The organism is Pseudomonas sp. IT-P253, assembly GCF_949768125.1.
Lineage (GTDB): Bacteria > Pseudomonadota > Gammaproteobacteria > Pseudomonadales > Pseudomonadaceae > Aquipseudomonas.
The window spans coordinates 98,549-123,814 of record NZ_CATKPT010000084.1; the positions used below are offsets into that span (position 1 = coordinate 98,549).

24 protein-coding genes are annotated in these 25,266 nt (G+C 60.3%); 15 read left to right on the plus strand and 9 right to left on the minus strand.

Annotated features, from left to right (window positions below; all coding sequences use genetic code 11):
* Positions 1–31 precede the first annotated feature (31 nt).
* Both ACM6IR_RS27505 and ACM6IR_RS27510 read right to left on the minus strand, forming a co-directional pair.
* Entirely contained in the window at positions 32–1,348 is a 1,317-nt protein-coding gene (locus ACM6IR_RS27505; RefSeq protein WP_414910607.1) for a bifunctional DedA family/phosphatase PAP2 family protein, read from the minus strand.
* A gap of 163 nt (positions 1,349–1,511) precedes the next feature.
* Positions 1,512–2,207: a DNA-3-methyladenine glycosylase gene (locus tag ACM6IR_RS27510; RefSeq protein WP_414910608.1), complete on the minus strand. Its 696-nt coding sequence runs from the start codon at positions 2,205–2,207 to the stop codon at positions 1,512–1,514.
* Between the two features lie 189 nt (positions 2,208–2,396).
* On the opposite strand from ACM6IR_RS27510, the gene ACM6IR_RS27515 reads away from it, so the two are divergent.
* The 13 genes from ACM6IR_RS27515 to ACM6IR_RS27575 all read left to right on the plus strand — a co-directional run bounded on the left by ACM6IR_RS27515 (position 2,397) and on the right by ACM6IR_RS27575 (position 14,973).
* Entirely contained in the window at positions 2,397–3,668 is a 1,272-nt protein-coding gene (locus ACM6IR_RS27515; RefSeq protein ID WP_414910609.1) for a glutamate-5-semialdehyde dehydrogenase, read from the plus strand.
* Positions 3,637–4,359: a nicotinate-nucleotide adenylyltransferase gene (gene nadD / locus ACM6IR_RS27520; protein WP_414910610.1), complete on the plus strand. Its 723-nt coding sequence runs from the start codon at positions 3,637–3,639 to the stop codon at positions 4,357–4,359. Before ACM6IR_RS27515 ends, nadD begins: the two co-directional genes overlap by 32 nt.
* Before the next feature lie 72 nt (positions 4,360–4,431).
* Entirely contained in the window at positions 4,432–4,926 is a 495-nt protein-coding gene (rsfS, locus tag ACM6IR_RS27525; protein WP_414910611.1) for a ribosome silencing factor, read from the plus strand.
* A 9-nt stretch (positions 4,927–4,935) separates the two neighbouring features.
* A complete protein-coding gene (gene rlmH / locus ACM6IR_RS27530; RefSeq protein ID WP_007937439.1) occupies positions 4,936–5,403 on the plus strand; it encodes a 23S rRNA (pseudouridine(1915)-N(3))-methyltransferase RlmH in 468 nt (155 codons plus the stop codon).
* A gap of 10 nt (positions 5,404–5,413) precedes the next feature.
* On the plus strand, positions 5,414–7,309 hold the full coding sequence (gene mrdA, locus ACM6IR_RS27535) for a penicillin-binding protein 2 (RefSeq protein WP_414910612.1): 1,896 nt from the start codon (positions 5,414–5,416) through the stop codon (positions 7,307–7,309).
* 31 nt (positions 7,310–7,340) lie between these two features.
* On the plus strand, positions 7,341–8,444 hold the full coding sequence (gene rodA, locus ACM6IR_RS27540) for a rod shape-determining protein RodA (RefSeq protein WP_414910687.1): 1,104 nt from the start codon (positions 7,341–7,343) through the stop codon (positions 8,442–8,444).
* Between the two features lie 17 nt (positions 8,445–8,461).
* Positions 8,462–9,472: a lytic murein transglycosylase B gene (mltB, locus tag ACM6IR_RS27545; protein ID WP_414910613.1), complete on the plus strand. Its 1,011-nt coding sequence runs from the start codon at positions 8,462–8,464 to the stop codon at positions 9,470–9,472.
* The gene (locus ACM6IR_RS27550; RefSeq protein ID WP_414910614.1) at positions 9,472–10,482 is read left to right on the plus strand and encodes a septal ring lytic transglycosylase RlpA family protein; all 1,011 of its coding nucleotides are present in this window, start codon (positions 9,472–9,474) and stop codon (positions 10,480–10,482) included. Before mltB ends, ACM6IR_RS27550 begins: the two co-directional genes overlap by 1 nt.
* Positions 10,483–10,663: 181 nt before the next feature.
* The gene (locus ACM6IR_RS27555; protein WP_414910615.1) at positions 10,664–11,821 is read left to right on the plus strand and encodes a D-alanyl-D-alanine carboxypeptidase family protein; all 1,158 of its coding nucleotides are present in this window, start codon (positions 10,664–10,666) and stop codon (positions 11,819–11,821) included.
* Positions 11,822–11,901: 80 nt separating this feature from the next.
* Positions 11,902–12,177, plus strand: coding sequence for a DUF493 domain-containing protein (locus tag ACM6IR_RS27560; RefSeq protein WP_414910616.1), 276 nt, complete (start codon positions 11,902–11,904; stop codon positions 12,175–12,177).
* A complete protein-coding gene (gene lipB, locus ACM6IR_RS27565; protein WP_414910617.1) occupies positions 12,177–12,824 on the plus strand; it encodes a lipoyl(octanoyl) transferase LipB in 648 nt (215 codons plus the stop codon). The genes ACM6IR_RS27560 and lipB overlap by 1 nt, the downstream gene beginning before the upstream one ends.
* 1 nt (position 12,825) lies before the next feature.
* Positions 12,826–13,848, plus strand: coding sequence for a lipoyl synthase (gene lipA, locus ACM6IR_RS27570; RefSeq protein ID WP_410017333.1), 1,023 nt, complete (start codon positions 12,826–12,828; stop codon positions 13,846–13,848).
* A gap of 174 nt (positions 13,849–14,022) precedes the next feature.
* Positions 14,023–14,973: a S66 peptidase family protein gene (locus ACM6IR_RS27575; protein ID WP_414910618.1), complete on the plus strand. Its 951-nt coding sequence runs from the start codon at positions 14,023–14,025 to the stop codon at positions 14,971–14,973.
* A 122-nt stretch (positions 14,974–15,095) separates the two neighbouring features.
* Here the strand turns inward: ACM6IR_RS27575 and ACM6IR_RS27580 are convergent, their stop codons facing one another.
* The 5 genes from ACM6IR_RS27580 to leuS all read right to left on the minus strand — a co-directional run bounded on the left by ACM6IR_RS27580 (position 15,096) and on the right by leuS (position 21,298).
* Positions 15,096–16,418: a lytic murein transglycosylase gene (locus tag ACM6IR_RS27580; protein WP_414910619.1), complete on the minus strand. Its 1,323-nt coding sequence runs from the start codon at positions 16,416–16,418 to the stop codon at positions 15,096–15,098.
* A 63-nt stretch (positions 16,419–16,481) separates the two neighbouring features.
* Positions 16,482–16,646, minus strand: a complete 165-nt coding sequence (gene arfA, locus ACM6IR_RS27585) for an alternative ribosome rescue factor ArfA (RefSeq protein WP_414910620.1) — start codon at positions 16,644–16,646, stop codon at positions 16,482–16,484.
* A 273-nt stretch (positions 16,647–16,919) separates the two neighbouring features.
* Positions 16,920–17,957 carry a DNA polymerase III subunit delta gene (gene holA, locus ACM6IR_RS27590; protein ID WP_414910621.1) on the minus strand — a complete coding sequence of 346 codons (1,038 nt, stop codon included), beginning with the start codon at positions 17,955–17,957 and terminating at the stop codon, positions 16,920–16,922.
* A 39-nt stretch (positions 17,958–17,996) separates the two neighbouring features.
* A complete protein-coding gene (gene lptE / locus ACM6IR_RS27595) occupies positions 17,997–18,602 on the minus strand; it encodes an LPS assembly lipoprotein LptE (protein WP_414910622.1) in 606 nt (201 codons plus the stop codon).
* A gap of 89 nt (positions 18,603–18,691) precedes the next feature.
* On the minus strand, positions 18,692–21,298 hold the full coding sequence (gene leuS, locus ACM6IR_RS27600) for a leucine--tRNA ligase (RefSeq protein ID WP_414910623.1): 2,607 nt from the start codon (positions 21,296–21,298) through the stop codon (positions 18,692–18,694).
* A gap of 279 nt (positions 21,299–21,577) precedes the next feature.
* On the opposite strand from leuS, the gene ACM6IR_RS27605 reads away from it, so the two are divergent.
* Both ACM6IR_RS27605 and ACM6IR_RS27610 read left to right on the plus strand, forming a co-directional pair.
* Entirely contained in the window at positions 21,578–21,898 is a 321-nt protein-coding gene (locus ACM6IR_RS27605) for a hypothetical protein (RefSeq protein ID WP_414910624.1), read from the plus strand.
* A 109-nt stretch (positions 21,899–22,007) separates the two neighbouring features.
* On the plus strand, positions 22,008–22,769 hold the full coding sequence (locus ACM6IR_RS27610; RefSeq protein ID WP_414910625.1) for a YdcF family protein: 762 nt from the start codon (positions 22,008–22,010) through the stop codon (positions 22,767–22,769).
* Between the two features lie 120 nt (positions 22,770–22,889).
* Here ACM6IR_RS27610 and lnt read toward each other — a convergent pair whose 3' ends face one another.
* Both lnt and ACM6IR_RS27620 read right to left on the minus strand, forming a co-directional pair.
* Entirely contained in the window at positions 22,890–24,413 is a 1,524-nt protein-coding gene (gene lnt, locus ACM6IR_RS27615; protein WP_414910626.1) for an apolipoprotein N-acyltransferase, read from the minus strand.
* Between the two features lie 8 nt (positions 24,414–24,421).
* Positions 24,422–25,261, minus strand: a complete 840-nt coding sequence (locus tag ACM6IR_RS27620; RefSeq protein ID WP_046028710.1) for an HlyC/CorC family transporter — start codon at positions 25,259–25,261, stop codon at positions 24,422–24,424.
* Positions 25,262–25,266 lie beyond the last annotated feature (5 nt).

Genomic DNA, 25,266 nt, shown 5'->3' on the forward strand with positions numbered 1-25,266 from the left:
CGTACGCGCCGTTCACATCTCAATCAGGTGTTCAGTAGGCGTACCGCAACAGGGTTTGGGGCAGATGCCATAGCGCGAAGAAACTGAACAGCGCCAGCAGGGTTGGCAGGATCAACCACCAGACTTTGGATGGCATGGCGTTCAGCGGTGCCTGGCGCTGATTCAGCCACAGGCTTGCCGCACAGACACATGCCGCCAACATCGCGCCGGCCAGCACATCCGTCGGCCAATGCGCGCCCAGGTACACCCGCGACAGCGCAATCGTCAGCGCCGGCAAGCAACCCAGCAGCAGCCAGGTCAGGCGCATCCGTGGCGGTTGTCCGCGGCCGGCGAGTACGGCGAGCGTCAGAAACAGCGCGAAGGAGCCGGAAGCGTGGCCGCTGGGCATGCTGTAGCTGGTCAGCGGATCGCTCAACACTTCCGGGCGCACGCGGGCGAAAAAATGCTTGGTCGCGGTATTGGCCAGTGCCGTGCAGAGTAGGGTGCTGCCGGCGAAAATCGCCTGCCGCCATTGCCGCGTGAGCAACAGCAAACCGGTCAGCAGGGCGCTGAATATCAGCATGTTGCGAAACTCGCCGATCAGCGTGAAGACAATGGCCACTTCATCGAGTAGCGGGCTGCGGTGTTCCTGCACCAGGGTCATCACGCCCTGGTCCAGGGCCGTCAGGTGCGGGTAGCCAATAAACAGTCCCGCCAGAATCAGAACGCTCATGCCGGTAATCAGCAGGGTCGCTTTGCGATGACGGCGCAGGCTGCTGGTGACGCTCAAACCCACCATGACGGCGATGCTGCCAGCGACTATCCCCGCTTGCGGCCAGAAACCCTCCGGCAACGGCAAGCGAATCGCCGCGCCCGTGGCCCAGCCCGGCAGCAGATAGGCAATGCTCCAGCCCGCGGCGGCCAGCAGGCTGACGGCGGCGAAGCGCGGGAAGGGCATGTCGAACATCCCGGCGACCATCGGCAACATCGGGCGCAACGGACCGATGAAACGCCCGACCAGCAAACTGGCGATGCCATAGCGCTGGAAATACGTTTCGGCGCCGGCAATCCATTCCGGGTGATGACGCAGGCCGGGCAGGCGCCGGATGTTCTGATGGAAATGCCGGCCGATGAAGTAGGAAACGACATCGCCCAGTACGCCGGCGACGAACCCGAGCAACAGCGTCTCGCTCAATGACAGCGCACCACTGCCGGCCAGTACGGCCACGGCGAACAGCAACACTGTGCCGGGCACGACCAGCCCGGCAATGGCCAGGCACTCCACGAAGGCCACTATGAAAACCGCTGCCGCCAGCCATTGCGGGTTGACCGTCAACCAACCGGTCACGCTATCGAGCCATGGGCCCATAAATACAACTCCATCGAATGTTCAATTGGCCCCAAGGACCGAACGCAATCTACAAAACACCACAGCCCCCCCTGTAGGAGCGAGCTTGCTCGCGATGGTGGGTCAGCTACATGGATTTGGCTGACCCACCATCGCGAGCAAGCTCGCTCCTACAGGGGGGTGTTCACAACAAAAAATAATCGCGACCTTCGACCTGCCCCCGTCGCAGCGGGTTCCGCGTGCAATAAGGCCCGTAAGCCGCATCGACGAAGCGGTACATCAAATGCTCATCGCGCCCATGGGGAATGCCCAGGCGTGTGGTCTGGATGATGTGGGCGGGCGACGAGCCGACATCTTCCACCAGCAGCACTTCATGATCAAAGCGCTTGGCGTCCCAAACCGGCACCTTCAATCCCAGCGCTTTGCAGAGCAATGTCTGACCCGCACAGAGTTTTTGCGATGGGCGAGGGCGGCCCTGGGCATCAGGATTGTTCAACAGCATCTGCGCCAGGCTTGCCGGCCCGCTCAATTCATCGACCCACGGATAAGCGGATTTGATCAAAACCGCATTGCCCGCGCCTTGAGCGCTGAAGTTCAGGGAATCGCCACCCCGGGCGTAATACATATAAATGTGGCCGCCATCCAGAAACAAAGCCTTACGCTTTTCTGTGTAGCCGAGGGAGGCATGGCTGCCTTTTTCTTCGCAGTAATACGCTTCGGTCTCGATGATCCGCGCGCTGAGCCATAGGTCTGCGACCCGGTGGCGGATGACTTTACCGAGTAAATCACGCGCCAGCGTTTGAGCATCCCGATCGAAAAACGCGTCTGGAAGTCCCTTGGGCAGGCGCTCGGCGGATGCGCTAACAGTCAGATTAGTCATGATGAACGGCGTTTATCAGGGCTGATAGGACGGTGATGATAACAATTTGCAGCTTAATCACGGCTGAACGTCGGCAAATTGCCTTCCATTTCGACCATCCGCCCGTCACCGCTGTTAGTCAGGGGGCGCGACAGCTATAATCTGCCGCTTTACTCTTTACCAAGACCTTAGCAAAGACCATCACAGACCATGACTGAGTCCGTTCTTGACTACATGACCCGATTGGGTCGCGCTGCCCGCGAGGCATCTCGCGTCATTGGCCGTGCCAGCACCGCGCAAAAAAACCGCGCATTGCAGGCTGCTGCCAATGCGTTGGACGCTGCACGCGCCGAGTTGACGGCCGCCAATGAGCTGGACCTCGCGGCGGGCCGCGCCAATGGTCTGGAGCCGGCCTTGCTGGAACGTCTGGCGCTGACCCCGGCCCGTATCGACGGCATGATCGTTGGTCTGCGTCAGGTCGCAGCATTGCCAGACCCGGTGGGCGCGATCCGCGACATGAGCTACCGGCCGTCGGGGATTCAGGTCGGCAAGATGCGCGTGCCGTTGGGTGTGATCGGGATCATTTACGAATCGCGGCCGAATGTGACCATCGATGCAGCCAGTCTGTGCCTGAAATCGGGCAACGCGACCATCTTGCGTGGCGGTTCCGAGGCGATTCATTCCAACCGTGCCATTGCCGCCTGTATCCAGCGCGGTCTGGCCGAGGCCGGTTTGCCGGCCGCCGTCGTGCAAGTGGTCGAAACCACTGATCGCGCAGCCGTTGGCGCACTGATCACCATGCCCGAGTACGTCGACGTCATCGTGCCCCGTGGCGGCCGTGGCTTGATCGAACGGGTCAGTCGCGACGCCCGCGTGCCAGTGATCAAGCACCTGGACGGCATTTGCCACGTTTACGTCAGTGCCCACGCCGATCTGCCGAAAGCCCGGCGCATTGCCTTCAACGCCAAGACCTACCGTTATGGCATCTGCGGTGCGATGGAAACCTTGCTGGTGGATCAATCGGTGGCCAAGGATTTCCTGCCATCGATGGCGGCACAGTTCCGCGAAAAGGGCGTCGAGCTACGCGGTTGTGAGCGTACCCGCGCGATCATCGATGCCGCAGTGGCCACTGAAGAAGACTGGAACACTGAATACCTGGCGCCGATCCTCTCGATCAAAGTCGTCGACGGGCTGGACCAGGCCATCGAACACATCAACACCTATGGCTCCCATCACACGGACTCGATTGTCAGCGAACACCAGGGCGACACCCGGCGTTTCGTGGCTGAAGTCGATTCATCGTCAGTGATGATCAACACGCCGACGTGTTTCGCCGATGGCTTCGAATACGGATTGGGTGCCGAGATTGGCATTTCTACTGATAAGCTGCACGCCCGCGGCCCGGTGGGCCTCGAAGGTCTGACCTGCGAGAAGTACATCGTGGTTGGTGATGGCCAGTTGCGCGGTCAGGAGTCGGTCTGACTTGGGCGACCTAGACCCGTCAGCCCACGTCACCGCCAGCGAGCAGCAACCCCGCCGCATTGGCGTGCTGGGCGGAACCTTCGACCCGGTGCACATCGGCCATTTGCGTGGTGCGCTGGAAGTCGCCGAATCGCTGGCGCTCGATGAGCTGCGTCTGACACCCAGTGCCAGGCCGCCCCATCGGGATACGCCGCAAGTGTCGGCCAAAGACCGGCTGGCGATGGTCGAGTGTGCGGTGGCCGGCGTGGCACCGTTGGTGGTGGACGCTCGCGAATTGCAGCGGGACAAGCCGTCCTACACTCTCGACACCCTGGAACTGATGCGCGCCGAACTGGCCGCGCAAGACCAGGTTTTTCTACTTTTGGGCTGGGACGCATTTTGCGGCCTGCCCACTTGGCACCGCTGGGAAGAGTTGCTCCAGCATTGCCACATCCTGGTGCTGCAACGCCCGGATGCCGACAGCGAACCGCCGGATGCCTTGCGCAATCTGTTGGCGGCGCGCTCGGTGAGCGACCCGCTGGCCCTCAAAGGGCCGAGTGGACAGATTGCATTCGTCTGGCAGACGCCGCTCGCGGTATCCGCCACCCAGATCCGTCAACTGCTGGCCAGCGGTAAGTCGGTACGTTTCCTGGTGCCCGACGCGGTCCTGGCCTACATCGATGCGCACGGACTTTACCGTGCGTCGAACTGAAAAAGGGCGCGCTTCAAGGCACGTGAACGCGTGTATCGAAGCGCCCGAACATACGAGCAAAACGAGTTTTATATGACTGACAAAGACGTAAGCAAAGTAAAGCGCAAAGGCACGTTCAAGAGCGCTCCGCTGCCAGTAGAGGCTCATACCGGCGTGGTACTGGCTGGCGAAGAGCTGGTCAAGGTGGCCGTAGCGGCCCTGGAAGACGTCAAGGCCCAGGACATCCAGGTGATCGACGTTCGTGAAAAGCAGAGCATCACTGACTTCATGATCATCGCCACAGGTACGTCCAACCGCCAGATCGGCGCGATGCTGGATAAGGTCCGCGAAGCGGTCAAAGCCCAGGGCGTCAAGCCACTGGGTGAAGAAGGCAAGGGCGACAGCGACTGGGTATTGCTGGACATGGATGATGTCATCGTCCACATGATGACCGCCTCGGCTCGTCAATTTTACGACCTGGAGCGTCTGTGGTCCGGTGCAGAACAGAGCCGTGCTCTGAACGCGGCTCACCACAGCCCGGAAAACACCCATGAGCACTTCATCAAGCTCAACAAAGACCAGCAATAAGGGACCGCTGTGCGACTGCGACTGATCGCCGTCGGTTCACGCATGCCCAAATGGGTGGAAGAAGGCTGGCATGAATATGCCAAGCGTCTTCCGTCCGAGCTGGCGCTGGAACTGGTGGAAATACCGCTCAACACCCGTGGCAAGAACGCCGACGTGGCGCGCTTTATCCGTCAGGAAGGCGAAGCCATGCTGGCCAAGGTCGGCCCGAACGAGCGCGTCGTCACCCTCGAAGTCCATGGCAAGCCCTGGAGCACCGAGCAGTTGGCGGTCGAACTCGATCGCTGGCGGCTGGACTCGCGCACGGTGAACTTCATGGTCGGTGGCCCCGAAGGGCTGGCGCCGGAGGTGTGTGCGCGGGCTGATCAGCGCTGGTCCTTATCGCCGTTGACGTTGCCGCACCCGCTGGTGCGGATTCTGATCGGCGAACAGCTGTACCGTGCCTGGACAGTCCTGTCCGGCCACCCCTACCACAAGTAGTTCTGCCCTCATGTCCCAGCCGATCCGCATCAAGGACCACGAGAAAGACGCCCGTCTGGTGCGTGGCCGCGTCGTGTTCGGGGCCATTGCGGTGGTGACGCTGATCGGGGTGCTGATCGCGCGCCTGTATTTCCTCCAGGTGATCCAGTACGAGTATCACTCGACGCTGTCGGAAAACAACCGCGTCCATGTGCAGCCGATTCCGCCGACTCGCGGGTTGATCTTCGACCGCAATGGTGTGGTGGTGGCCGATAACCGGCCCAGCTTCAGTCTGAGCATGACCCGCGAGCGTTCCGGCGACTGGCAGCAAGTGCTCGACGTGATCGTCGAAGTGCTGGAGCTGACGCCAGAGGATCGGGTGATCTTCGAGAAACGCATGCGTCAGGGACGTCGGCCGTTCGAGCCGGTGCCTATCCTGTTCGAGTTGACCGAAGAACAGATTGCCCGTATCGCGGTTAACCAGTTCCGTCTGCCCGGTGTGGAAGTGGTCGCGCAACTGGTGCGTCATTACCCACAGGGCGCGCATTTTGCGCACTCGGTGGGTTACATGGGGCGGATCAACGAGAAAGAGCTGAAGTCGCTCGATCCGGTGAGTTACAGCGGCACCCATCAAATTGGTAAAACCGGCATCGAGCGGTTCTACGAGCCCGAGCTGCACGGTCAGGTGGGTTACGAAGAAGTCGAGACCAACGCTCGGGGCCGCGTGTTGCGGGTGCTCAAGCGTACCGATCCGATTCCCGGCAAGGACATCGTCCTGAGCCTGGACATCAAATTACAGGAGGCCGCCGAAGCGGCGCTCGGTGGTCGTCGTGGCGCCGTGGTTGCGTTGGACCCGAAAACCGGCGAAGTGCTGGCGATGGTCAGTCAGCCGAGTTTCGACCCGAACCTGTTCGTCACCGGCATCAGCTTCAAGGCTTATTCCGAACTGCGCGACTCCATCGACCGACCATTGTTCAACCGGGTGCTGCGCGGTCTGTATCCGCCGGGTTCTACCATCAAACCGGCGGTGGCGATTGCCGGTCTGGATTCGGGTGTGGTCACCGCTTCGACCCGGGTCTTCGATCCCGGCTACTACATGCTGCCTAACTACGACCATAAATATCGCAACTGGAACCGCACCGGCGACGGCTATGTGGATCTGGATACGGCGATCATGCGGTCCAACGACACCTACTTCTATGACCTGGCCCACAAGCTGGGGATCGATCGGTTGTCGGCCTACCTGAGCAAGTTCGGGATCGGCCAGAAGGTTTCTTTGGACATGTTCGAAGAGTCGCCGGGGCTGATGCCGTCCCGGGAGTGGAAGCGTGCAACCCGTCGTCAGGCGTGGTTCCCGGGCGAGACGCTGATTTTGGGGATCGGCCAGGGCTATATGCAGTCAACTCCGCTGCAACTGGCCCAGGCCACGGCGCTGGTGGCCAACAAAGGTGTGTGGAACCGTCCGCATCTGGCCAAGACTGTCGAAGGCCAAAGGCCCAAGGATGATAATCCGATGCCGGACATCATCCTGCGCGACCCGTCCGACTGGACCAAGGTCAATCACGGTATGCAGCAGGTGATGCACGGCGCCCGGGGTACGGCGCGCAAGGCATCGATCGGCGCGCAATACCGGATTGCCGGCAAAAGTGGTACGGCCCAGGTGGTCGCGATCAAGCAGGGCGAGAAGTACGACCGCTCCAAGGTGCAGGAGCGCCACCGCGACCACGCCTTGTTCGTTGGCTTCGCGCCGGCCGACAACCCTCAAATCGTGGTGTCGGTGATGGTCGAGAACGGCGAGTCCGGATCCGGTGTCGCCGCGCCTGTGGTGCGCCAAGTCATGGACGCCTGGCTCCTGGACCAGGACGGCCGATTGAAGGCCGAATACGCCAGCCCTATCAGTGCGGAGGCTACGGCCAGTGAAGAGTAATTTCGACCGCATCCTCTCCAGTGAGGATGTGATGCGTCGCCGTGCGACGCTGTTGCAACGCATGCACATTGACGGCCCACTGCTGATCCTGCTGCTGACCCTCGCCGCCGGCAGCCTGTTCGTGCTGTATTCGGCCAGCGGCAAAAGCTGGGATCTGCTGGCCAAGCAAGCCACTTCGTTCGGCATCGGCCTGGTGTCGATGGTCGTCATTGCCCAGTTCGAGCCGCGTTTCATGGCCCGTTGGGTGCCGATTGGCTATGTGCTCGGCGTGTTGTTGCTGGTGGTGGTGGACGTCATGGGCCACAACGCCATGGGCGCGACGCGCTGGATCAACATTCCCGGGGTGATCCGTTTCCAGCCTTCGGAATTCATGAAGATCCTGATGCCGGCGACCATCGCCTGGTATTTGTCCAAGCGCACGTTGCCGCCGCAGCTCAAGCACGTGGGCGTCAGTCTGTTTCTGATCGGTTTGCCTTTCATCCTGATCGTACGTCAGCCAGACCTCGGCACTTCGCTGCTGATTCTCGCAGGCGGCGCGTTCGTGTTGTTCATGGGGGGCCTGCGCTGGCGCTGGATTCTCAGCGTGCTGGCCGCCGCGATACCGGTGGCCGTGGCGATGTGGTTTTTCATCATGCACGACTATCAGAAGCAGCGAATCCTGACCTTCCTTGACCCGGAAAGCGATCCGCTAGGCACTGGCTGGAACATCATTCAGTCGAAAGCCGCCATCGGTTCCGGCGGCGTGTTCGGTAAAGGCTGGCTGCTGGGAACCCAGTCGCACCTGGACTTCCTGCCGGAAAGCCACACCGACTTCATTATTGCGGTGCTGGGAGAGGAATTCGGCCTGGTGGGTATCTGCGCCTTGCTCCTGATTTACCTGCTGTTGATCGGTCGCGGGCTGGTGATTACCGCCCAGGCCCAGACATTGTTTGGCAAATTGCTGGCGGGCAGCCTGACCATGACGTTTTTTGTTTACGTTTTCGTCAACATCGGTATGGTCAGTGGCCTGTTACCGGTGGTGGGGGTGCCGTTGCCGTTCATTAGCTACGGAGGAACTTCGCTGGTAACGCTGCTGTCAGCGTTTGGGGTTTTGATGTCGATCCATACCCATCGTAAGTGGATCGCACAGGTTTGAATAAGGTGAAGATGTCAATGCAAGTAATGCGTGGCTGGGCGACTCGAAATGCGTCGTGGGTCGGCCTGGTAAGCATCCTTGGCACCGCGCAGGAAGCGCTGGCCGGCGATTACGAAGGCACACCCCAGGTGGCCGAATTCGTCGGTGAAATGACCCGCGACTACGGTTTTGCCGGTGAACAGCTGATGGGCGTGTTCCGCGAAGCCGAGCGCAAGCAGTCGATTCTGGACGCGATCTCGAAACCCGCCGAGCGGGTCAAGCCGTGGAGCGAATATCGCCCGATGTTCATCACCGACGCGCGCATCGCCCGCGGTGTCGACTTCTGGCGTCAGCACGAGGCCGTACTGGCTCGCGCGGAGCAAGAATACGGCGTGCCGGCGCAAGTTATTGTTTCGATCATAGGTGTTGAGACCTTTTTCGGCCGTAATACCGGTAATTATCGGGTGATCGATGCCTTATCGACCCTCAGTTTCGACTATCCTCCCCGTGCTGATTTCTTCCGCAAGGAATTGCGCGAGTTCCTGCTGCTGGCACGCGAGGAGCAGGTTGACCCGTTGACCCTCAAAGGCTCCTACGCAGGCGCCATGGGGTTGCCGCAATTCATGCCAAGCAGTTTCCGCGCTTATGCGGTGGACTTTGACGGTGACGGCCACATTAATATCTGGACCAATCCGGACGATGCCATCGGCAGCGTCGCCAGTTATTTCAAGCGTCACGGCTGGGTGGCGGGTGAACCTGTGGTCAGTCGCGCCGACGTGCGTGGCGATCAGGTCGATGCAGGATTGACCACAGGCATCGAGCCGACTAAAACCGTCGGGGAGTTGCGAGCCTTGGGCTGGTCGAGTCATGATGCGTTGCGCGATGATATGCCAGTCACGGCTTTCCGTCTGGAAGGCGACAATGGCCCCGAATACTGGATGGGCCTGAAGAATTTTTACGCGATCACGCGTTATAACCGCAGTGTGATGTACGCCATGGCAGTACATCAACTGTCTGAACAGCTGGTCCAAGCACGGGGCGTCAAGTAATGCGGGCATTGCCTATGAATAAACCCCTGAAGCTGATGGCATTCGCCGTGCTGGCAGTGCTGGTCGCCAGTTGTTCGACCAGCCGCTCGCCGACACAGAAGTCTTCCACCGCCGTGCGCTCTGTACCGGGTCTGGACATCAACCGGGCTCACAAGGACGGCGCCCCCTGGTGGGATGTCGACGTCTCGCGCATCCCGGATGCCACGCCGACCCTGCACTCTGGTCCTTATAAAGCCAACCCGTACACCGTGCTGGGCAAGACTTACTTCCCGTTGCAAGACTCCAAGACCTACGTTGCCTCGGGCACGGCGTCCTGGTATGGCACCAAGTTCCACGGTCAGAACACCGCCAATGGCGAGGTGTATGACCTGTACGGCATGAGCGCTGCACACAAGACCTTGCCACTGCCAAGTTACGTTCGGGTGACCAACCTGGACAACAACAAAAGCGTGATCCTGCGGGTCAACGACCGCGGGCCGTTCTACTCGGACCGGATCATCGACTTGTCCTATGCCGCCGCCAAAAAGCTCGGTTACGCCGAAATCGGCACCGCCCGGGTCAAGGTCGAGGGCATCGATCCGCAAACGTATTGGGCACAAAAAGGCCGTCCGGCGCCTTTGATGCTCAACGAGCCGCAAGTCGCGCAGAATAGCGCCCCGACGATTACGGCTTCGGCCGGCACTGTCGAGCAATGGACACCACCGCCGCAGCAACACGCCGCGGCGGTAGTGCCGGTGCAGATCGATGCCAGGAAAAACGCTTCGGTACCAGGCTCTGGCCAGTATCTGCAGGTGGGCGCGTTCGCCAACCCGGACGCTGCAGAACTCCTGAGATCGAAGCTCAGCGGGATGGTGAGCGCTCCGGTGTTCATCAGCTCGATCGTGCGTAACCAACAGACACTGCATCGGGTGCGCATGGGGCCGATCGGTTCTCAGGGTGAAATCCAGCAGGTGCAGAACAGCGTGCGAATGGCCAATCTCGGTTCGCCGAGCCTGGTCACCGCCGAGTAACACGTAGTACTTGATTGACGGTTCGCTTGCAGTTTGGGGGGTGAACCGGGTTGTTGGCTCGTTGAAGAACAAAAGCCCGGCAAGGGTTCTGAGTGAACAACTGAAAACGCGATGGCCCGTTAGAAGGCCGTCTGATTAGTTTTGCCTTCGGGCAGTTTCCATTAGCGATTTCGAGAGACGGATGAACATCACCACCTTTGCCAAACGCCTGTTCCTGCTAGTTCCGCTGCTCCTCTCACCTGCCGCGTTCGCGGTCGAGATGATGCCGTCGCCACCGCAACTGGCCGCCAAGGCCTACGTGCTCATGGACGCCAGCAGCGGCAACGTGCTGGTTGAAAATAACGGTGACCAGCGTCTGCCTCCGGCCAGCCTGACCAAGCTGATGACCGCGTACATCGCGACCCTGGAAATCCGTCGTGGCCAGATCGGCGAAAACGACCCGGTCACCGTCAGCGAAAACGCCTGGCGCACCGGCGGTTCGCGGATGTTCATCAAGGTTGGCTCGCAGGTTACTGTCAGCGACCTGTTGCACGGCATCATCATTCAGTCGGGTAACGACGCCAGTGTTGCGCTCTCCGAGCACATCGCCGGCAGCGAAGACGCCTTCGCCGACTTGATGAACAAAACCGTGGCCGACCTGGGCATGGCCAACAGCCACTTCATGAACCCGACCGGTTTGCCGAACCCGGAGCACTACTCGACGGCTCACGACATGGCGGTGCTGGCTCGCGCGATCATTCACGAAGACCCGGCTCACTACGCGATTTACTCGCAGAAAGAGTTCTTCTGGAACGGCATCAAGCAACCTAACCGTAACCTGCTGCTGTGGCGCGACAAGACCGTCGATGGTCTGAAAACCGGCCACACCGAGGAAGCCGGCTACTGCATGGTGTCTTCGGCCGTCCGTGATGGCATGCGCCTGATCGCCGTGGTGTTCGGCACCAACAGCGAAGTGGCTCGCGCCTCCGAAACCCAGAAGCTGCTGACCTACGGTTTCCGTTTCTTCGAAACCCAGACCTTCTATCAGAAAGGCGCCGAGCTGGCTCAGGCCCCTGTCTGGAAAGGCATCACCAATCAAGTCAAGGCCGGCCTGGCTGAAGACCTGACCATGACCCTGCCAAAAGGCCAGCTGAAAAAGCTTGCCGCCAGCATGACCATGAACCCGAAACTGGTTGCGCCAATCGCCAAGGGCGACGTGATCGGTAAAGTCGAAGTGAAACTGGACGACAAGGTGGTGCACAGCGCTGACCTGATCGCCCTGGACGCTGTCGAGGAGGGTGGTATCTTCCGCCGCATGTGGGATAGCATCCGTCTATTCTTCTACGGCTTGTTCAACTGAATTAGTGTGGACTTGCATGGCCTCGTTCCATTCCGGAGCGGGGCCGTGTTCGTTGCCACGGCTTACGAGGCCGTTACGCCATGACAGATACCGAAGTAAAGGCGCCAAAAATCGAATTCCCCTGCGCGGATTACCCAATTAAGGTGATCGGCGATACCGGTGTGGGTTTCAAGGACAAGATTATTGCAATCCTTGAGAAGCACGCGACCGTTGACCACAAAACTCTGGCCGAACGCCAGAGTACCAACGGCAAGTACACCACTATCCAGTTGCACATCATCGCCACCGGTCAAGACCAGCTGTACGACATCAATAGCGCGTTGCGAGCGACCGGTTTCGTGCACATGGTGCTGTGATGTCCGGCACGCTGGGCTTTCGCGAGCTCGGTCAGATGGCTTACGAGCCAGTCTGGCATGCCATGCAGCGCTTTACCAACGAACGCGGCACTGATGCTGCGGACGAGATATGGCTGGTGGAACACCCTTCGGTGTTCACTCAGGGGCAGGCCGGCAAGGCTGAGCATTTGCTGCTGCCGGGGGATATTCCGGTGGTGCAGGTCGATCGCGGTGGTCAGGTGACTTACCATGGTCCAGGCCAATTGGTGGCTTACCTATTGCTGGATGTGCGCAAACTGGGTTTCGGCGTGCGTGACCTGGTCACCCGCATGGAGCTTTGCCTGATCGAGTTGCTGGCCAGCTATGGCGTTACTGCCGCAGCCAAGCCAGACGCTCCAGGTGTCTACGTCGACGGGGCGAAAATTGCTTCTCTGGGTCTGCGGATCCGCCACGGTTGCTCCTTTCATGGCCTTGCCTTGAATGTGGATATGGACCTGGAACCGTTTCGACGGATTAATCCCTGCGGCTATGCGGGGCTGGCGATGACCCAGCTGCGCGATCATGCAGGATCGATTGAATTTGCCGAGGTAAGTGCCCGGCTGCGCGCGCAGCTCGTCAAACACCTCGACTATGCTGAGCAGACGACCCTAACGGGCGGAATCGACTGATATGACTACTGATGCAGTGCAAACCATGATCCCGACGCAGGATGTCACCGAGCGTCCGGCCCCCCGTGCCAAGGTTGAAGCCGGCGTCAAGCTGCGCGGCGCCGAGAAGGTTGCACGCATCCCGGTGAAGATCATCCCGACCACCGAACTGCCGAAGAAGCCTGACTGGATTCGCGTACGCATCCCGGTTTCCCCGGAAGTCGACCGCATCAAGGCCCTGCTGCGCAAACACAAGCTGCACAGCGTGTGCGAAGAAGCGTCCTGCCCGAACCTGGGCGAGTGCTTCTCCGGTGGCACCGCGACCTTCATGATCATGGGCGACATCTGCACCCGTCGTTGCCCGTTCTGCGACGTGGGCCACGGTCGTCCGAAGCCACTGGACGTCAACGAGCCTGAAAGCCTGGCCATCGCCATCGCCGACCTGAAACTGAAGTATGTAGTGATCACCTCGGTTGACCGCGACGACCTGCGTGACGGCGGTGCCCAGCATTTTGCCGACTGCATCCGCGAGATCCGCAAGCTGTCGCCGAACGTGCAGCTTGAAACCCTGGTGCCGGATTACCGTGGCCGCATGGACGTCGCGCTGGAAATCACCGCCGCCGAGCCGCCAGATGTGTTCAACCACAACCTGGAAACCGTGCCGCGCCTGTACAAGGCTGCGCGTCCGGGTTCGGATTATCAGTGGTCGCTGACCCTGCTGCAGCGCTTCAAGCAGATGATGCCGCACATTCCGACCAAATCCGGCCTGATGCTGGGTCTGGGCGAGACCGACGAAGAAGTCATCGAAGTCATGAAGCGCATGCGCGAACACGACATCGACATGCTGACCCTGGGCCAGTACCTGCAACCGTCCCGCAGCCACTTGCCGGTCCAGCGCTTCGTGCACCCGGACACCTTCGCCTGGTTCGCCGAGGAAGGTTACAAGATGGGCTTCAAGAACGTCGCTTCCGGCCCGCTGGTACGTTCCTCGTACCACGCCGACGAGCAGGCGAAGCTGGTTAAAGCCGAGCTGATGTCGTCCTGATCTGCTGCTATTAAAAAAGGGACCCGCAAGGCCTTTGGGCCTTGCGGGCTTTTTTTGCCTCGTTTGTGGCAATAACAGTCTTTTCCTGCAACCTGCGGGGCGACTGACCCTCTTCTGTTTATCCCCGTTCCTGACTACTGTGTGCTTGACGCTTTCACGCAGGGAGATTCATGGATGACCGTTCGACCTACCCACAGTCTTTATCCACACGCGCCTGTTCCTGCCTTGCCGCGGGAAGGACTGATCGGCGTCATTGCGCCCGCCGGTCCCGCTTCGCTGGACACCGATAAAGCCATCGCCTGGATGCGCGCCCGCGGTTATTCGTTGCGGATTTTTCCCGGCGTGTATAAGCAGGACGGCTACCTGGCCGGCAGTGACGATGTGCGGCTCAATGACCTGCACGCAGCGTTCGCCGACAGCGAGGTCGACGCCATCATTTGTCTGCGTGGCGGTTACGGTACGCCCCGGTTGCTCGACCGCATTGATTTCGAGTTGCTGCGCCATAACGCCAAGCCGTTCATCGGCTACAGCGACATCACCGCGCTGCATCTGGCGATCAGCCGTTATGCGGGTTTCGTCACCTTTCACGGTCCGCTACTGAACGCTGACCTGCTCGGTGACAAGCAAAAACCAACCGAGTCTTCGTTTTTCAACATGCTGCGAGGGCAGGTAAAGGCGGGCAGTGTGCTGACCTGCCCGGTGGCCTACCCGTTGACCACGATCGAGCCTGGCATCGCTCACGGGCGCTTGCTGGGGGGCAATCTGTCAATGATTGCCACGACCATGGGCACACCTTACGAGATTGATGCCGAAGGCGTCATTCTGTTTATCGAGGACATCAACGAGCCGCTCTATCGCATCGACCGATTGCTGACGCATCTGCGCCTGGCAGGGACGTTGGGCAAGCTGCGTGGGGTTCTGGTGGGGGATGTGGCGGGGGTTGAAACGGCGGCGTTGGAACGACTGCTCAAGCAAACCTTCGAATCGTTGCGCATTCCTGTATTGGCCGGATGGCGCAGCGGGCATTGCGATCCGAACCTGACGTTGCCGATGGGGGCGTTGGTCCGGCTGGATGCGGGGAACAAAGAGTTGGTGTTGGAGCAGGATGTGGTAATCAAGCGCTAGATATTCGTCGCCTGAAAGTAAGTCTTCGCGAGCAAGCTCGCTCCCACCTTTAATTTGCGGTGAACACAATATTTGTGTTCGACGCAGATCCAGTATGGGGAGCGAGCCTGCTCGCGATGCTTCTAGCGGTTACGCAGGCTGTCTAGCAGCTTGTGCGTCGGATACCCATCCGCCGGCCAGCCAAACGACTGCTGGGCGCTGCGGATTGCCTTGCGGGTATTGGCGCCGATGATCCCGTCGGGATCGCCCGCGTCGTAGTTCCGGGCACTCAGCAAGTTCTGCAGTTCGATCCGCTCGGTACGGCTCAACGGCAAATCATCTTTGGGCCATGTGCCGCTGATCAAGCCTGCACCACTGAAACGCTCGGACAACAGACTCACGGCCAGTGCATAGGACGACGAATTGTTGTACTTGAGGATCGCGCGGAAATTGTCGAGAACTAGGAAGGCCGGGCCACGGTAACCGGCTGGCAGCAGCAGGGCGGCTGACAGGGATTCGGCCCCCGCCGGAACCTGAGCGCCTTTGGGTAGCGTGACGCCCAGTTGCTGCCATTCGGCGACGCTCTTGCGAATCGTGCCGTCGGCCAGCATGTAATTGAAACTGCCCGGCAACTGAACTTCAAAGCCCCACGGCTGGCCCTTCTGCCAGCCAGAGCTTTGCAGGTAATGCGCGGTCGAGGCCAGGGCATCGGCGGGGCTGCCCCAAATGTCGCGGCGACCGTCGCCATCGAAATCCACGGCGTGGGTGTTGTAGGTGGTCGGGATGAACTGGGTCTGGCCCATGGCGCCAGCCCAGGAACCGAGCATTTTTTCCGGTTCAATGTCGCCCTGTTGCAGGATCTGCAGGGCGGCGATCAATTGCGCTTGGGCAAACGCGGGACGACGGCCTTCGTAGGCGAGCGTCGCCAGCGAGTTGATCACCGACTTGTTGCCCTGGAATTGACCGAAGTTACTCTCCATGCCCCATACCGCGACCAATGCCTGGCGATCGACGCCATAACGCCGCTCGATACTTTGCAGGATGTCGGCGTACTGGCTGATCAGCGCCTGACCTTTGCGTATCCGCAGCGGCGACAGGGCGCCGTCGAGGTATTCCCACACCGGACGGGCGAATTCCGGTTGGCTGCGGTCGGCACTAATCACGCTGGGGTCGAAGCTGACGTTGGCAAATGCGCGGTCGAACACGTCAGCGCGAATGCCGGCGGCCAGCGCTTCCTTACGAAAACCCGCCTGCCATTCAGCGAAGGTCTGGGTCGGCTGGATGTCGAGGTTTTCATCGGTCGGCACTACGGGCGGAACGACCGCAGGGGCTGTCGCGACGGGGACGGTCTGAAGCGGCTGGGCGTCGGCGGCGGTCGGTTTTTCCGCGCAGGCGACAAGCAAAATAAGGCTGGAGGCAGCGATCAGTTGGCGTAGGTGCCAACGACGGGAAAGACAAAGGGGCATGCACGGGTCCAGGGAAAACGAATCAGGTGCAGACCTTAACATGTTGAGCGAGCGCCTGCCTTTTCAGGCCGCCAGAAAGTAAGAAGCCTCCCAGCTATTAGGCTGGAAGGCTTCGCGGCGGTAGCTGCCTTTGCCCTTGCCGGCTCGTTCCTGACGGCTGCGGAACAGTGGCTGGGCGATGATGGATTTGGCCTTGTTTGGGCCATTTTTGGATGGCTTTTTGCTCATGAGGATTCTCGTAAGTGAGTGGGTTTTGCGGGGTAAATAATCTGCCGAAGTTGGAGTTCTGTCTAGACCTCACATTGTGTAGGACCTTTCGTGCCATGCGCGACCTGTAGCAGCTGGCGAAGCCTGCGTCCGGCTGCGCAGCAGTCGTAAACCCGGAGTTCCGGATCATCCTGACACACCGTGCCGCCTGATTTTACGACTGCTGCGCAGCCGGACGCAGGCTACGCCAGCTGCTACAGGACGCAGGCTTCGCCAGCTGCGACAGGGCAGTGGCTATTCGGCGGGTAATGTCAGGCGCTGGCCGGCCATCAACAACGACAACCGGCTCAGGCTCATCCACGGCGAGCCTGCGGCCTGGCCCTTGATCTGCGCATCGATGCGCTGAGCTTCCAGTAACAACTGCGCCCAGCGTTGCGCCGAGTAGCGTTGCAGGGCTTTGCTCATCAGCGGTTTGCGTTTATCCCAGACCGGCGGTCGGGCCTGGCTGAAGGCCTTGTCCAGCGGCACACCCTGGCTGTATTGCAGTGACAGGTTGGCCAGCAGGCGCAGTTCCCGGGCCAGGGCCCACAGAATCACCGGCGGTTCGACACCTTCCCCGCGCAGCCCTTCGAGCATGCGCAGGGCATGCGCCGCTTCGCCGTTCAGAATGGCATCGGTCAGTCCGAAAACATCGAAACGTGCACTGTCAGCCACTGCAGCCTGCACCGTTTCGACGGTGATCTGACCGCCTTCGGCCATCAGCTTGAGTTTTTCGATTTCCTGAGCAGCGGCCAGCAGGTTGCCTTCAACCCGCGCGGCGATCAGTTCGACGGCGTCCTGGCTGGCGGAAAGCCCGGCCTGGGACAGCCGTTGACGGATCCAGCTCGGCAACTGGTTGGCGTCTACCGGCCAGATCTGCACGAACTGGGTGTGCTGACCTTCGACCAGTGCCTTGCCCCACTTGGTTTTTTGCGCACTGCCATCAAGTTTCGGCAGGCTGATCAGCAATACCGTGTCTTCGGCCGGCCGCGAGCAGTACTCGATAAACGCAGCGGCGCCTTTGTCACCGGGTTTACCAGAAGGCAAACGCAGTTCCAGCAGACGTTTTTCGGCGAACAACGACATGCTCGCACCCGCTTGTAGCAACGTACCCCAGTCGAAACTGGCATCGGCGGAAAATACCTGGCGTTCGTCGAAACCCTGTTGGCGGGCGGCGGCACGAATGGCGTCAGCGGCTTCCTGACACAGCAAGGGGTCATCGCCACTGATGATGTAGACCGGCGCAAGGGCGCCTTGCAGGTGTTTGGCGAGTTGGGCGGGAGCGAGTTTCATAAGAGAGGGGGAACGGGGCGCCTGAGCGCCCCGTAAGCCTTACTGCTGCGGCAGTTGGACTGGCGACTGGCGCGGAGTATTCGCTTCAGCCTTCTGCGCCGCTTCCAGCGCCGCGGCTTCTGCCTTGGCCCTGGCTTCGGCCGTCTGTTGCAGCTTATCCAACTGGGTCGGCGAGATCTGTTGCAGGCGCAGCATCATGCGTTGAACCAGTTCACGACGGGTTTCTTTGCGCGCAGTGGCGGTTTCCTGATCGGAACCGACCAGATTGTTGCCGTCATGGAGAAAGATTTTCTGCACTTCAAGCTTGTCGCTCAGCAGTGGCAGGTTGTGGGCACCACGGATCTCATAGTTCAGCACCGTGTTTATCTGATACTCGCCAGTACGACCGGCACCCGCATAGCTGAGGATGCGCTGGTTTTCCTGCTCATCGGTCAGCATCAGTTTGTAGGGAGCGCCGGAGTAAACCTTGACGCCGCTGCTTTCCAGCACCTGGCGCAATTGGGTCACGGTTTCGCCGTAGGCGTTGCGGGCGCTGAGGTCGAGTTCCTTGATCGCCAGCTCGGTGGTGCCGGTGCCGCGCAGCTGGAACCCGCAGGCGCTCAGCAGAACGGCGAGACCCATCACCAGCAAATTGCGTTTGATCATCTTGTTGCTCCCCTTGAAACCAGGTGGGCCGATCATGCGGCCCGAAAGGTTTTACTCGGCACCAGGCATGACCTGGCGCCTGATCCAATTTAGCTGGCGACGATGTTGACCAGTTTCCCGGGCACTACGATCACTTTACGAATAGTCAGGCCGTCGACAAAGCGCAGCACGTTTTCGTTGGCGCGTGCGGCGGCTTCGACTTCTTCGCGGCTGGCGCTGGCCGGCATTTCGAGGTGCCCGCGCAGCTTGCCATTTACTTGAATGACAAGCTGCAGGCTGTCCTGCACCAGCGCGCTTTCGTCCAGCACTGGCCAGCCTGCGTCGATCACCGGTTCGGCGTAGCCCAGTTGATTCCACAGTTCGTGACTGATGTGCGGGGTGATCGGCGCCAGCAACAGGGTCACGGTTTCCAGGCCTTCGTGAATCAGGGCGCGATCCTGTTCGGTGCCTTGTGGGGCTTTTTCCAGCACGTTCATCAGCGTCATCACCTGGGCGATGGCTGTGTTGAATTTGTGGTTCTGGCCGACGTCGTGGCTGGCCTGCTTGATGGCCTGGTGGATCGAACGCCGGATGGCTTTCTGCTCGTCATTCAGGCTGGCGACATCCAGTTTGCCCGGCAGGCCCTGAGTGACGTGCGCTTGAGCCAGTCGCCAGACGCGCTTGAGAAAGCGGTGCGAACCTTCTACTCCGGAGTCGGACCATTCCGCGCTCATGTCAGGTGGCGAGGCGAACATCATGAACAGGCGGCAGGTGTCTGCGCCGAACTGGTCAATCATCGACTGTGGGTCAACGCCGTTGTTCTTTGACTTGGCCATCTTCTCGGTGCCACCGATTTCCACCGGCAGGCCGTCTGCGATCAGCTTGGCGCTAATGACCTTGGCCTTGCTGTCGCGTTCGAGTTCGACGTCCGCCGGGTTGAACCACGTGTAGGCACCGTTGGCTTCGCGACGATAGTAAGTCTCGGCGATCACCATGCCTTGGGTCAGCAGGTTCTTGAACGGCTCGTTGGAGCTCACCAGGCCTTCGTCGCGCATCAGCTTGTGGAAGAAGCGCGCGTACAGCAGGTGAAGAATGGCGTGTTCGATACCGCCGATGTATTGATCCACCGGCAACCAATGGTCGGCTGCAGATTTTTCCACCAAGCCACCTTGATAGTGCGGCGAGGCGTAACGGGCGTAATACCACGAGGACTCGACGAAGGTGTCCATGGTGTCGGTTTCACGCTTGGCAGGCTGGCCGCATTTCGGGCAGATGCACTCGTAGAACTCGGGCATGCGCGCCAGCGGCGAACCGGCGCCATCCGGTACGACGTCTTCGGGCAGTACGACAGGCAGTTGAGCTTCCGGGACCGGCACATCACCGCAGGTGTCGCAGTGGATGATCGGGATCGGGCAGCCCCAGTAGCGCTGACGGCTGATGCCCCAGTCGCGCAGGCGGAACTGGGTGCGCGAGGCGCCCAGGTTTTTCTTGATCAGTGCGACTTCCATGGCGTCAAAGGCGCCTTCGAAGTCCAGGCCGTCGAACTCGCCGGAATTGATCAGCGTGCCGTGCTCGCCGTAAGCATCCTGCCAAGGTGCCGGGTGAGTGTCACCAGTACTGGTGCGCACCACCGACTTGATGGGCAGGTTGTACTTGGTAGCGAACTCGAAATCACGTTCGTCATGCGCCGGAACCGCCATGACCGCGCCGTCGCCGTAGTGCATCAGCACGTAATTGGCGACCCACACCGGGAGCTTCTCACCGGTCAATGGGTGCTCGACGAACAGCGTGGTCGGCAGGCCTTTTTTCTCTTGAGTGGCGACGTCGGCTTCAGCGACGCTGCCGCCCTTGCATTCAGCGATGAACGCTTGCAGCTCAGGGTTGTTCTGCGCAGCCAGTGTGGCCAGGTGGTGTTCGGCGGCCACGGCGACGTAGGTCGCGCCCATCAGGGTGTCCGGACGGGTGGTGAAGACTTTCAGTGCGCCGGTTTCACCGATGGAATCAACGTTGTACGGGAACTGCACTTCCATCCCGCGGGATTTGCCGATCCAGTTGCGCTGCATGGTCTTGACCTGTTCGGGCCAGCCCGTCAGTTCGTCGAGGCTCTCCAGCAGCTCATCCGCGTAGGCGGTGATCTTGAAGTAGTACATCGGGATTTCGCGCTTTTCGATCAGCGCACCGGAACGCCAGCCACGACCGTCGATCACCTGTTCGTTCGCCAGGACGGTCTGGTCGACCGGGTCCCAGTTCACGGTGCCGTTTTTGCGGTAGATCACGCCTTTTTCGAACAGGCGAGTGAACAGCCATTGTTCCCAGCGGTAGTAATCAGGCTTGCAGGTGGTCACTTCGCGCGACCAGTCCACCGCCAGGCCCAGGCTGCGCAGCTGGGTTTTCATGTAGGCGATGTTTTCGTAGGTCCATTTGGCGGGCGCTACGTTGTTCTTCATCGCGGCGTTTTCCGCCGGCATGCCGAAGGCGTCCCAGCCCATCGGTTGCAGGACGTTCTTGCCTTGCATGCGCTGATAGCGGGAGATCACGTCGCCGATGGTGTAGTTACGCACGTGCCCCATGTGTAGCTTGCCGCTGGGGTAAGGGAACATCGACAGGCAGTAGAACGTCTCCTTGCCTGGCTGTTCACTGACTTCAAAGGACTTTTGCTCGTCCCAGAACGACTGGGCGGCGGCTTCGATTTCACGGGGCTGATATTGTTCGTGCATGGCTACTTTTGAACTGAATAGGGGTGGCCTAATCCTCTTCGATGCAACGCTGGGCGATGAACACGCCCAATCGGCGTTTCGCTGCCCAGGCAAGCTGGAAGTGGAGTTACAGGAAGCGCCGTAGCATACATGACCGCACTCTATCGAGGGAAACCCTGATTACTGCCGCGCATCCCCCGAAACCCGCTGCGAGGGCCGTTGGTCGCGGCGTCCAGCCGGTTTGTTCAGTGAAGCTAAGCTCTAAATGGGGAGTAAGTCTTATCTTCAATGAGGTGAGGGATGGTTGAGTCACGGGAAAAAGTTACAAAACCGGAGATGTACGAAAGACTGATCGATCGGCTGGGAATGGCCCTGGACGTGGCAAAAGCCGCTGGCCGGCTGCGTGACGAACGTCCTCTTGAACTGGAGCTGCGTGGCTTGAGCCCCGCTGAGTTTGCTCTGGTCAAGGCGTATCTGGATCGCAGTGAACGTGAAACACACGGATGCTTGTCTGAAGCAGTGAAGCAACTCGACGCACCACGTTCGGCCAAGATCATCTGGCTCAAGGACAAGACTCCCAGCCGAGACGCGGTAAAGGTCCGGTCTCTGCAATTCAAGTAAGGGCACTTGAAGCTGTAGCCATGACTGATGTTTATTTAAAGCATAGTCCTTCAGTTGTTGTCGCATTGCGTCAACCCACATAGGCTTCGAGCATCTCTGGAGATGCTCGATGCCTTTTCGTTATGCCCTTAAACAACTTCTACTGCCGCCCGGCATTCTTTTGCTGCTGTTGGTGCTTGCCTGGTGGTTGCGTCGCTCAAGGCCGCGCCTTGCCGGTGTGTGTTTTGCTCTGGGGGTGGGCGGCTTTTGGCTAATGAGCCTGCCGGTGGTGGTGCAGTGGGAGGCGGGGGCACTTGAGCGTGAACCGCCACTGACGCACGACGAATGGGCAGCACTGGGTCAGCGTGCGGATGCGATCGTGGTGCTGGGCTCTGGGCGCGAACGTGGCGACCTGGCCTGGGGCGCCGACCAGCCGACCGGTGTGGGTCTGGAGCGTGAGCGTTACGCCGCACGATTGGCCAAGGCGTCGGGGCTGCCGATCCTGACCAGCGGCGGCTTGCATTACGGCACTCCGCCGACTGAAGCCAAAATAATGGCTGATTCGATGCACGATGATTTTGGCGTGACCGTACGTTGGCAGGAAGGGCGCAGTCGTACCACCTGGGAGAACGCGCAGTTCAGCGCCCAGGTGTTGTTGCCGGAAGGGATCAAGCGCGTTGTGGTGGTGACTCAGGCCTGGCACATGCCGCGAGCGGTCTGGAGTTTCCAGAAGGCCGGATTTGAGGTGGTGCCGGCGCCGGTGGGGTTCTTGGGTGTGGACAACGCCCGGCCGCTGGGCGGCTGGATGCCGGAGTTCAAATCGATCTGGCAGAGCGGGCAGTTGATGAATGAGGCGGTGGGGCAGATTGGGTATTCACTGTTCTACCGCTGAAAATCAAAAGATCGCAGCCTCGTTTCACTCGACAGCTCCTACAGGTGATTGCGTATCCCTGTAGGAGCTGTCGAGTGAAACGAGGCTGCGATCTTTTTGCAGGCGCCGCGATTAACGCGATTAAACAGTCTTTGCCATCCGGCTCGCAATCAACGCCCAGCCAAACAGCAGCACGCACACGATGATCAGCGGCCACGAACGCCATTGCAGGTACGGCGTCAGGTTGTGCATCGGCACCACTTCGCCATACAAAATGCCGCGTTCGAACTGCGGGATCTGCGCGGTGATCTGGCCGTACGGGTTGATCAAACCGGTTACGCCGTTATTAGTGGCACGGATCATCCAGCGACCGGCCTCAAGCGCGCGCATTTGCGCCATCTGCAAGTGTTGCAGCGGGCCGATGGAAGTGCCGAACCAGGTGTCGTTGCTGATGGTCAGCAGTAAATCGCTACGGGCGGCGAGGCTGGCGGCGAACTCTGGATACACCACTTCGTAGCAGATGAACGGCGCAATTTGATAACCCTTGGCCTGCAGCATAGGCTGATCGTCCGGGCCACGGGCAAAGTCCGACATGGGCAGGTCAAAGAAGGCAATCACGCCGCGCAGTACTTCCTGCAGCGGAACGTATTCGCCAAACGGCACCAGTTTCTGCTTCAAGTACGTTCCGTCACCTTCGCCCACCACGGTGATGCCGTTGAAGAAACGCTTCTCGTGGTGAACTTCCTGACGGATCGGTACGCCGGTAATCAGTGCGGAGTTACGCTCGGCGGCGAAGTTTCCCATCATGTTCAGGTAGCCCTCGGCGGACTCCTTGAGCACCGGGACCGCGGTTTCCGGCCAGATCAGCAGGTCGACGCGCCTGGAACTGAAACTCATGTCGCGGTACAGCGCCAGTTGTGCGTTGAGCTGCGCCGGGTCCCACTTCATGCTTTGTTCGATGTTGCCCTGGATTGCCGCGACGGACAGCGGCGCGCCCGCCGGACTGGTCCAGGCGTGGCCTTTGAGTGCCATGCCGGCCACCCAGGGACCGATCAGCAGCAACACGCCCGCCGCGATAAAGCCCTTGCGGCCAGTCTTGATCAGGCGCGAAGCGTTGTAGATCAGCGCGGCTGTCAGGGCCAGCGTGAAGGACACCAGCCACATGCCGCCGATCGGCGCGAGCCCGGCCAGTGGGCCATTGAGCTGGCTGTAACCGGAGTAAAGCCATGGGAAGCCAGTGAGAAACCAACCGCGAAACGCTTCCTGAGCGACCCACAATGCGGCGAACGCCAAGGCATCGGCCAGCGGCGCTTCGTTTCGGCGCAACCATCGCGCCCAGATCCAGGCGGGCAGGGCGAAGAACCAGGCAATCGCTGCGGTAAAGGCCAGCATCAGCAACCCGGCCAGCAGCATCGACGCTCCGCCAAAGTTGTGAATGCTGTAGTAGATCCAACTGGTGCCAGCGCCAAACAGGCCGAAACCGAAACACCATCCACGGCCCAGGGCCTGACGTGGGCTCAGCTCGCGCAAGCCGGCATAGAAGAATCCGACCGCCAGCAATGCCAGCGGCCAGACATCGAACGGCGCGAGGGCCAGGGTGGTGAGTCCACCGGCCGCCACGGCCAGCAGGTTACCGGGCCAGCCGGGGCGGGTCAGACGGTGCATGTCAATCCTTAGCGTGCAATGGGTGTCAGGCGCAGCAAATGAATTCGACGGCTGTCGGCGTTCAGGATGCGGAAGCGATAAGGGCCGATTTCAGTGATTTCGTTGCGTTTTGGCAAGTGCCCGAACGCGCTCATCACCAGGCCGCCCACGGTGTCGAACTCATCGTCGGAGAACTCGCTGTCGAAGAACTCGTTGAAGTTCTCGATCGGCGTCAGGGCCTTGATCAGGAAGTCACCGCTGGGCAGGGGCTTGATGTAGCTGTCTTCTTCGACGTCGTGCTCGTCTTCGATGTCGCCGACGATTTGTTCCAGCACGTCTTCGATGGTCACCAGCCCCGCCACGCCGCCGTACTCGTCAATGACGATGGCCATGTGGTTGTGGTTGGCGCGGAATTCGCGCAACAGCACATTCAGGCGCTTGGACTCGGGCACGAAGGTGGCCGGGCGTAGCAGGTCCTTGATGTTGAAGCTGTCGCCGTTCTCCCTGAGGATCAATGGCAGCAAGTCCTTCGCCAGCAGCACGCCCATCACGTCGTCGTGGCTTTCGCCGATGACCGGGTAGCGGGAGTGGGCCGAATCGACCACGGCAGGCAGAAACTCGCGGGGTGTCTGGGTCGCCTTGATGCTGACCATCTGCGAACGCGGGACCATGATGTCCCGTACCTGCAGGTCCGCAACCTGGATAGCGCCTTCGACGATGGCCAGCGCTTCGCTGTCCAGCAACTTGTTTTGGTGTGCGTCGCGCAGCAGCTCCAGCAGCTCCTGGCGGTTCTTCGGCTCGTGGGCAAAAGCCTGGGTGAGCTTACCCAGCCAAGACTTTTGCCCGTTGCTCGATCGATCTTCGCTCATAGCGA

Excerpts from the sequence above, each read along its gene's own strand:
- ACM6IR_RS27560 (WP_414910616.1), top strand. The coding sequence starts at position 11,902 with ATGACAGATACCGAAGTAAAGGCGCCAAAAATCGAATTCCCCTGCGCG.
- ACM6IR_RS27510 (WP_414910608.1), bottom strand. The coding sequence starts at position 2,207 with ATGACTAATCTGACTGTTAGCGCATCCGCCGAGCGCCTGCCCAAGGGA.
- nadD (WP_414910610.1), top strand. The coding sequence starts at position 3,637 with ATGGCCAGTTGCGCGGTCAGGAGTCGGTCTGACTTGGGCGACCTAGAC.
- ACM6IR_RS27555 (WP_414910615.1), top strand. The coding sequence starts at position 10,664 with ATGAACATCACCACCTTTGCCAAACGCCTGTTCCTGCTAGTTCCGCTG.
- rsfS (WP_414910611.1), top strand. The coding sequence starts at position 4,432 with ATGACTGACAAAGACGTAAGCAAAGTAAAGCGCAAAGGCACGTTCAAG.
- ACM6IR_RS27505 (WP_414910607.1), bottom strand. The coding sequence starts at position 1,348 with ATGGGCCCATGGCTCGATAGCGTGACCGGTTGGTTGACGGTCAACCCG.
- lptE (WP_414910622.1), bottom strand. The coding sequence starts at position 18,602 with ATGATCAAACGCAATTTGCTGGTGATGGGTCTCGCCGTTCTGCTGAGC.
- ACM6IR_RS27620 (WP_046028710.1), bottom strand. The coding sequence starts at position 25,261 with ATGAGCGAAGATCGATCGAGCAACGGGCAAAAGTCTTGGCTGGGTAAG.
- lipA (WP_410017333.1), top strand. The coding sequence starts at position 12,826 with ATGACTACTGATGCAGTGCAAACCATGATCCCGACGCAGGATGTCACC.
- holA (WP_414910621.1), bottom strand. The coding sequence starts at position 17,957 with ATGAAACTCGCTCCCGCCCAACTCGCCAAACACCTGCAAGGCGCCCTT.
- mrdA (WP_414910612.1), top strand. The coding sequence starts at position 5,414 with ATGTCCCAGCCGATCCGCATCAAGGACCACGAGAAAGACGCCCGTCTG.
- lnt (WP_414910626.1), bottom strand. The coding sequence starts at position 24,413 with ATGCACCGTCTGACCCGCCCCGGCTGGCCCGGTAACCTGCTGGCCGTG.
- ACM6IR_RS27575 (WP_414910618.1), top strand. The coding sequence starts at position 14,023 with ATGACCGTTCGACCTACCCACAGTCTTTATCCACACGCGCCTGTTCCT.
- rodA (WP_414910687.1), top strand. The coding sequence starts at position 7,341 with ATGCGTCGCCGTGCGACGCTGTTGCAACGCATGCACATTGACGGCCCA.
- ACM6IR_RS27605 (WP_414910624.1), top strand. The coding sequence starts at position 21,578 with ATGGTTGAGTCACGGGAAAAAGTTACAAAACCGGAGATGTACGAAAGA.
- leuS (WP_414910623.1), bottom strand. The coding sequence starts at position 21,298 with ATGCACGAACAATATCAGCCCCGTGAAATCGAAGCCGCCGCCCAGTCG.
- arfA (WP_414910620.1), bottom strand. The coding sequence starts at position 16,646 with ATGAGCAAAAAGCCATCCAAAAATGGCCCAAACAAGGCCAAATCCATC.
- ACM6IR_RS27580 (WP_414910619.1), bottom strand. The coding sequence starts at position 16,418 with ATGCCCCTTTGTCTTTCCCGTCGTTGGCACCTACGCCAACTGATCGCT.
- ACM6IR_RS27610 (WP_414910625.1), top strand. The coding sequence starts at position 22,008 with ATGCCTTTTCGTTATGCCCTTAAACAACTTCTACTGCCGCCCGGCATT.
- mltB (WP_414910613.1), top strand. The coding sequence starts at position 8,462 with ATGCAAGTAATGCGTGGCTGGGCGACTCGAAATGCGTCGTGGGTCGGC.
- ACM6IR_RS27515 (WP_414910609.1), top strand. The coding sequence starts at position 2,397 with ATGACTGAGTCCGTTCTTGACTACATGACCCGATTGGGTCGCGCTGCC.
- ACM6IR_RS27550 (WP_414910614.1), top strand. The coding sequence starts at position 9,472 with ATGCGGGCATTGCCTATGAATAAACCCCTGAAGCTGATGGCATTCGCC.
- lipB (WP_414910617.1), top strand. The coding sequence starts at position 12,177 with ATGTCCGGCACGCTGGGCTTTCGCGAGCTCGGTCAGATGGCTTACGAG.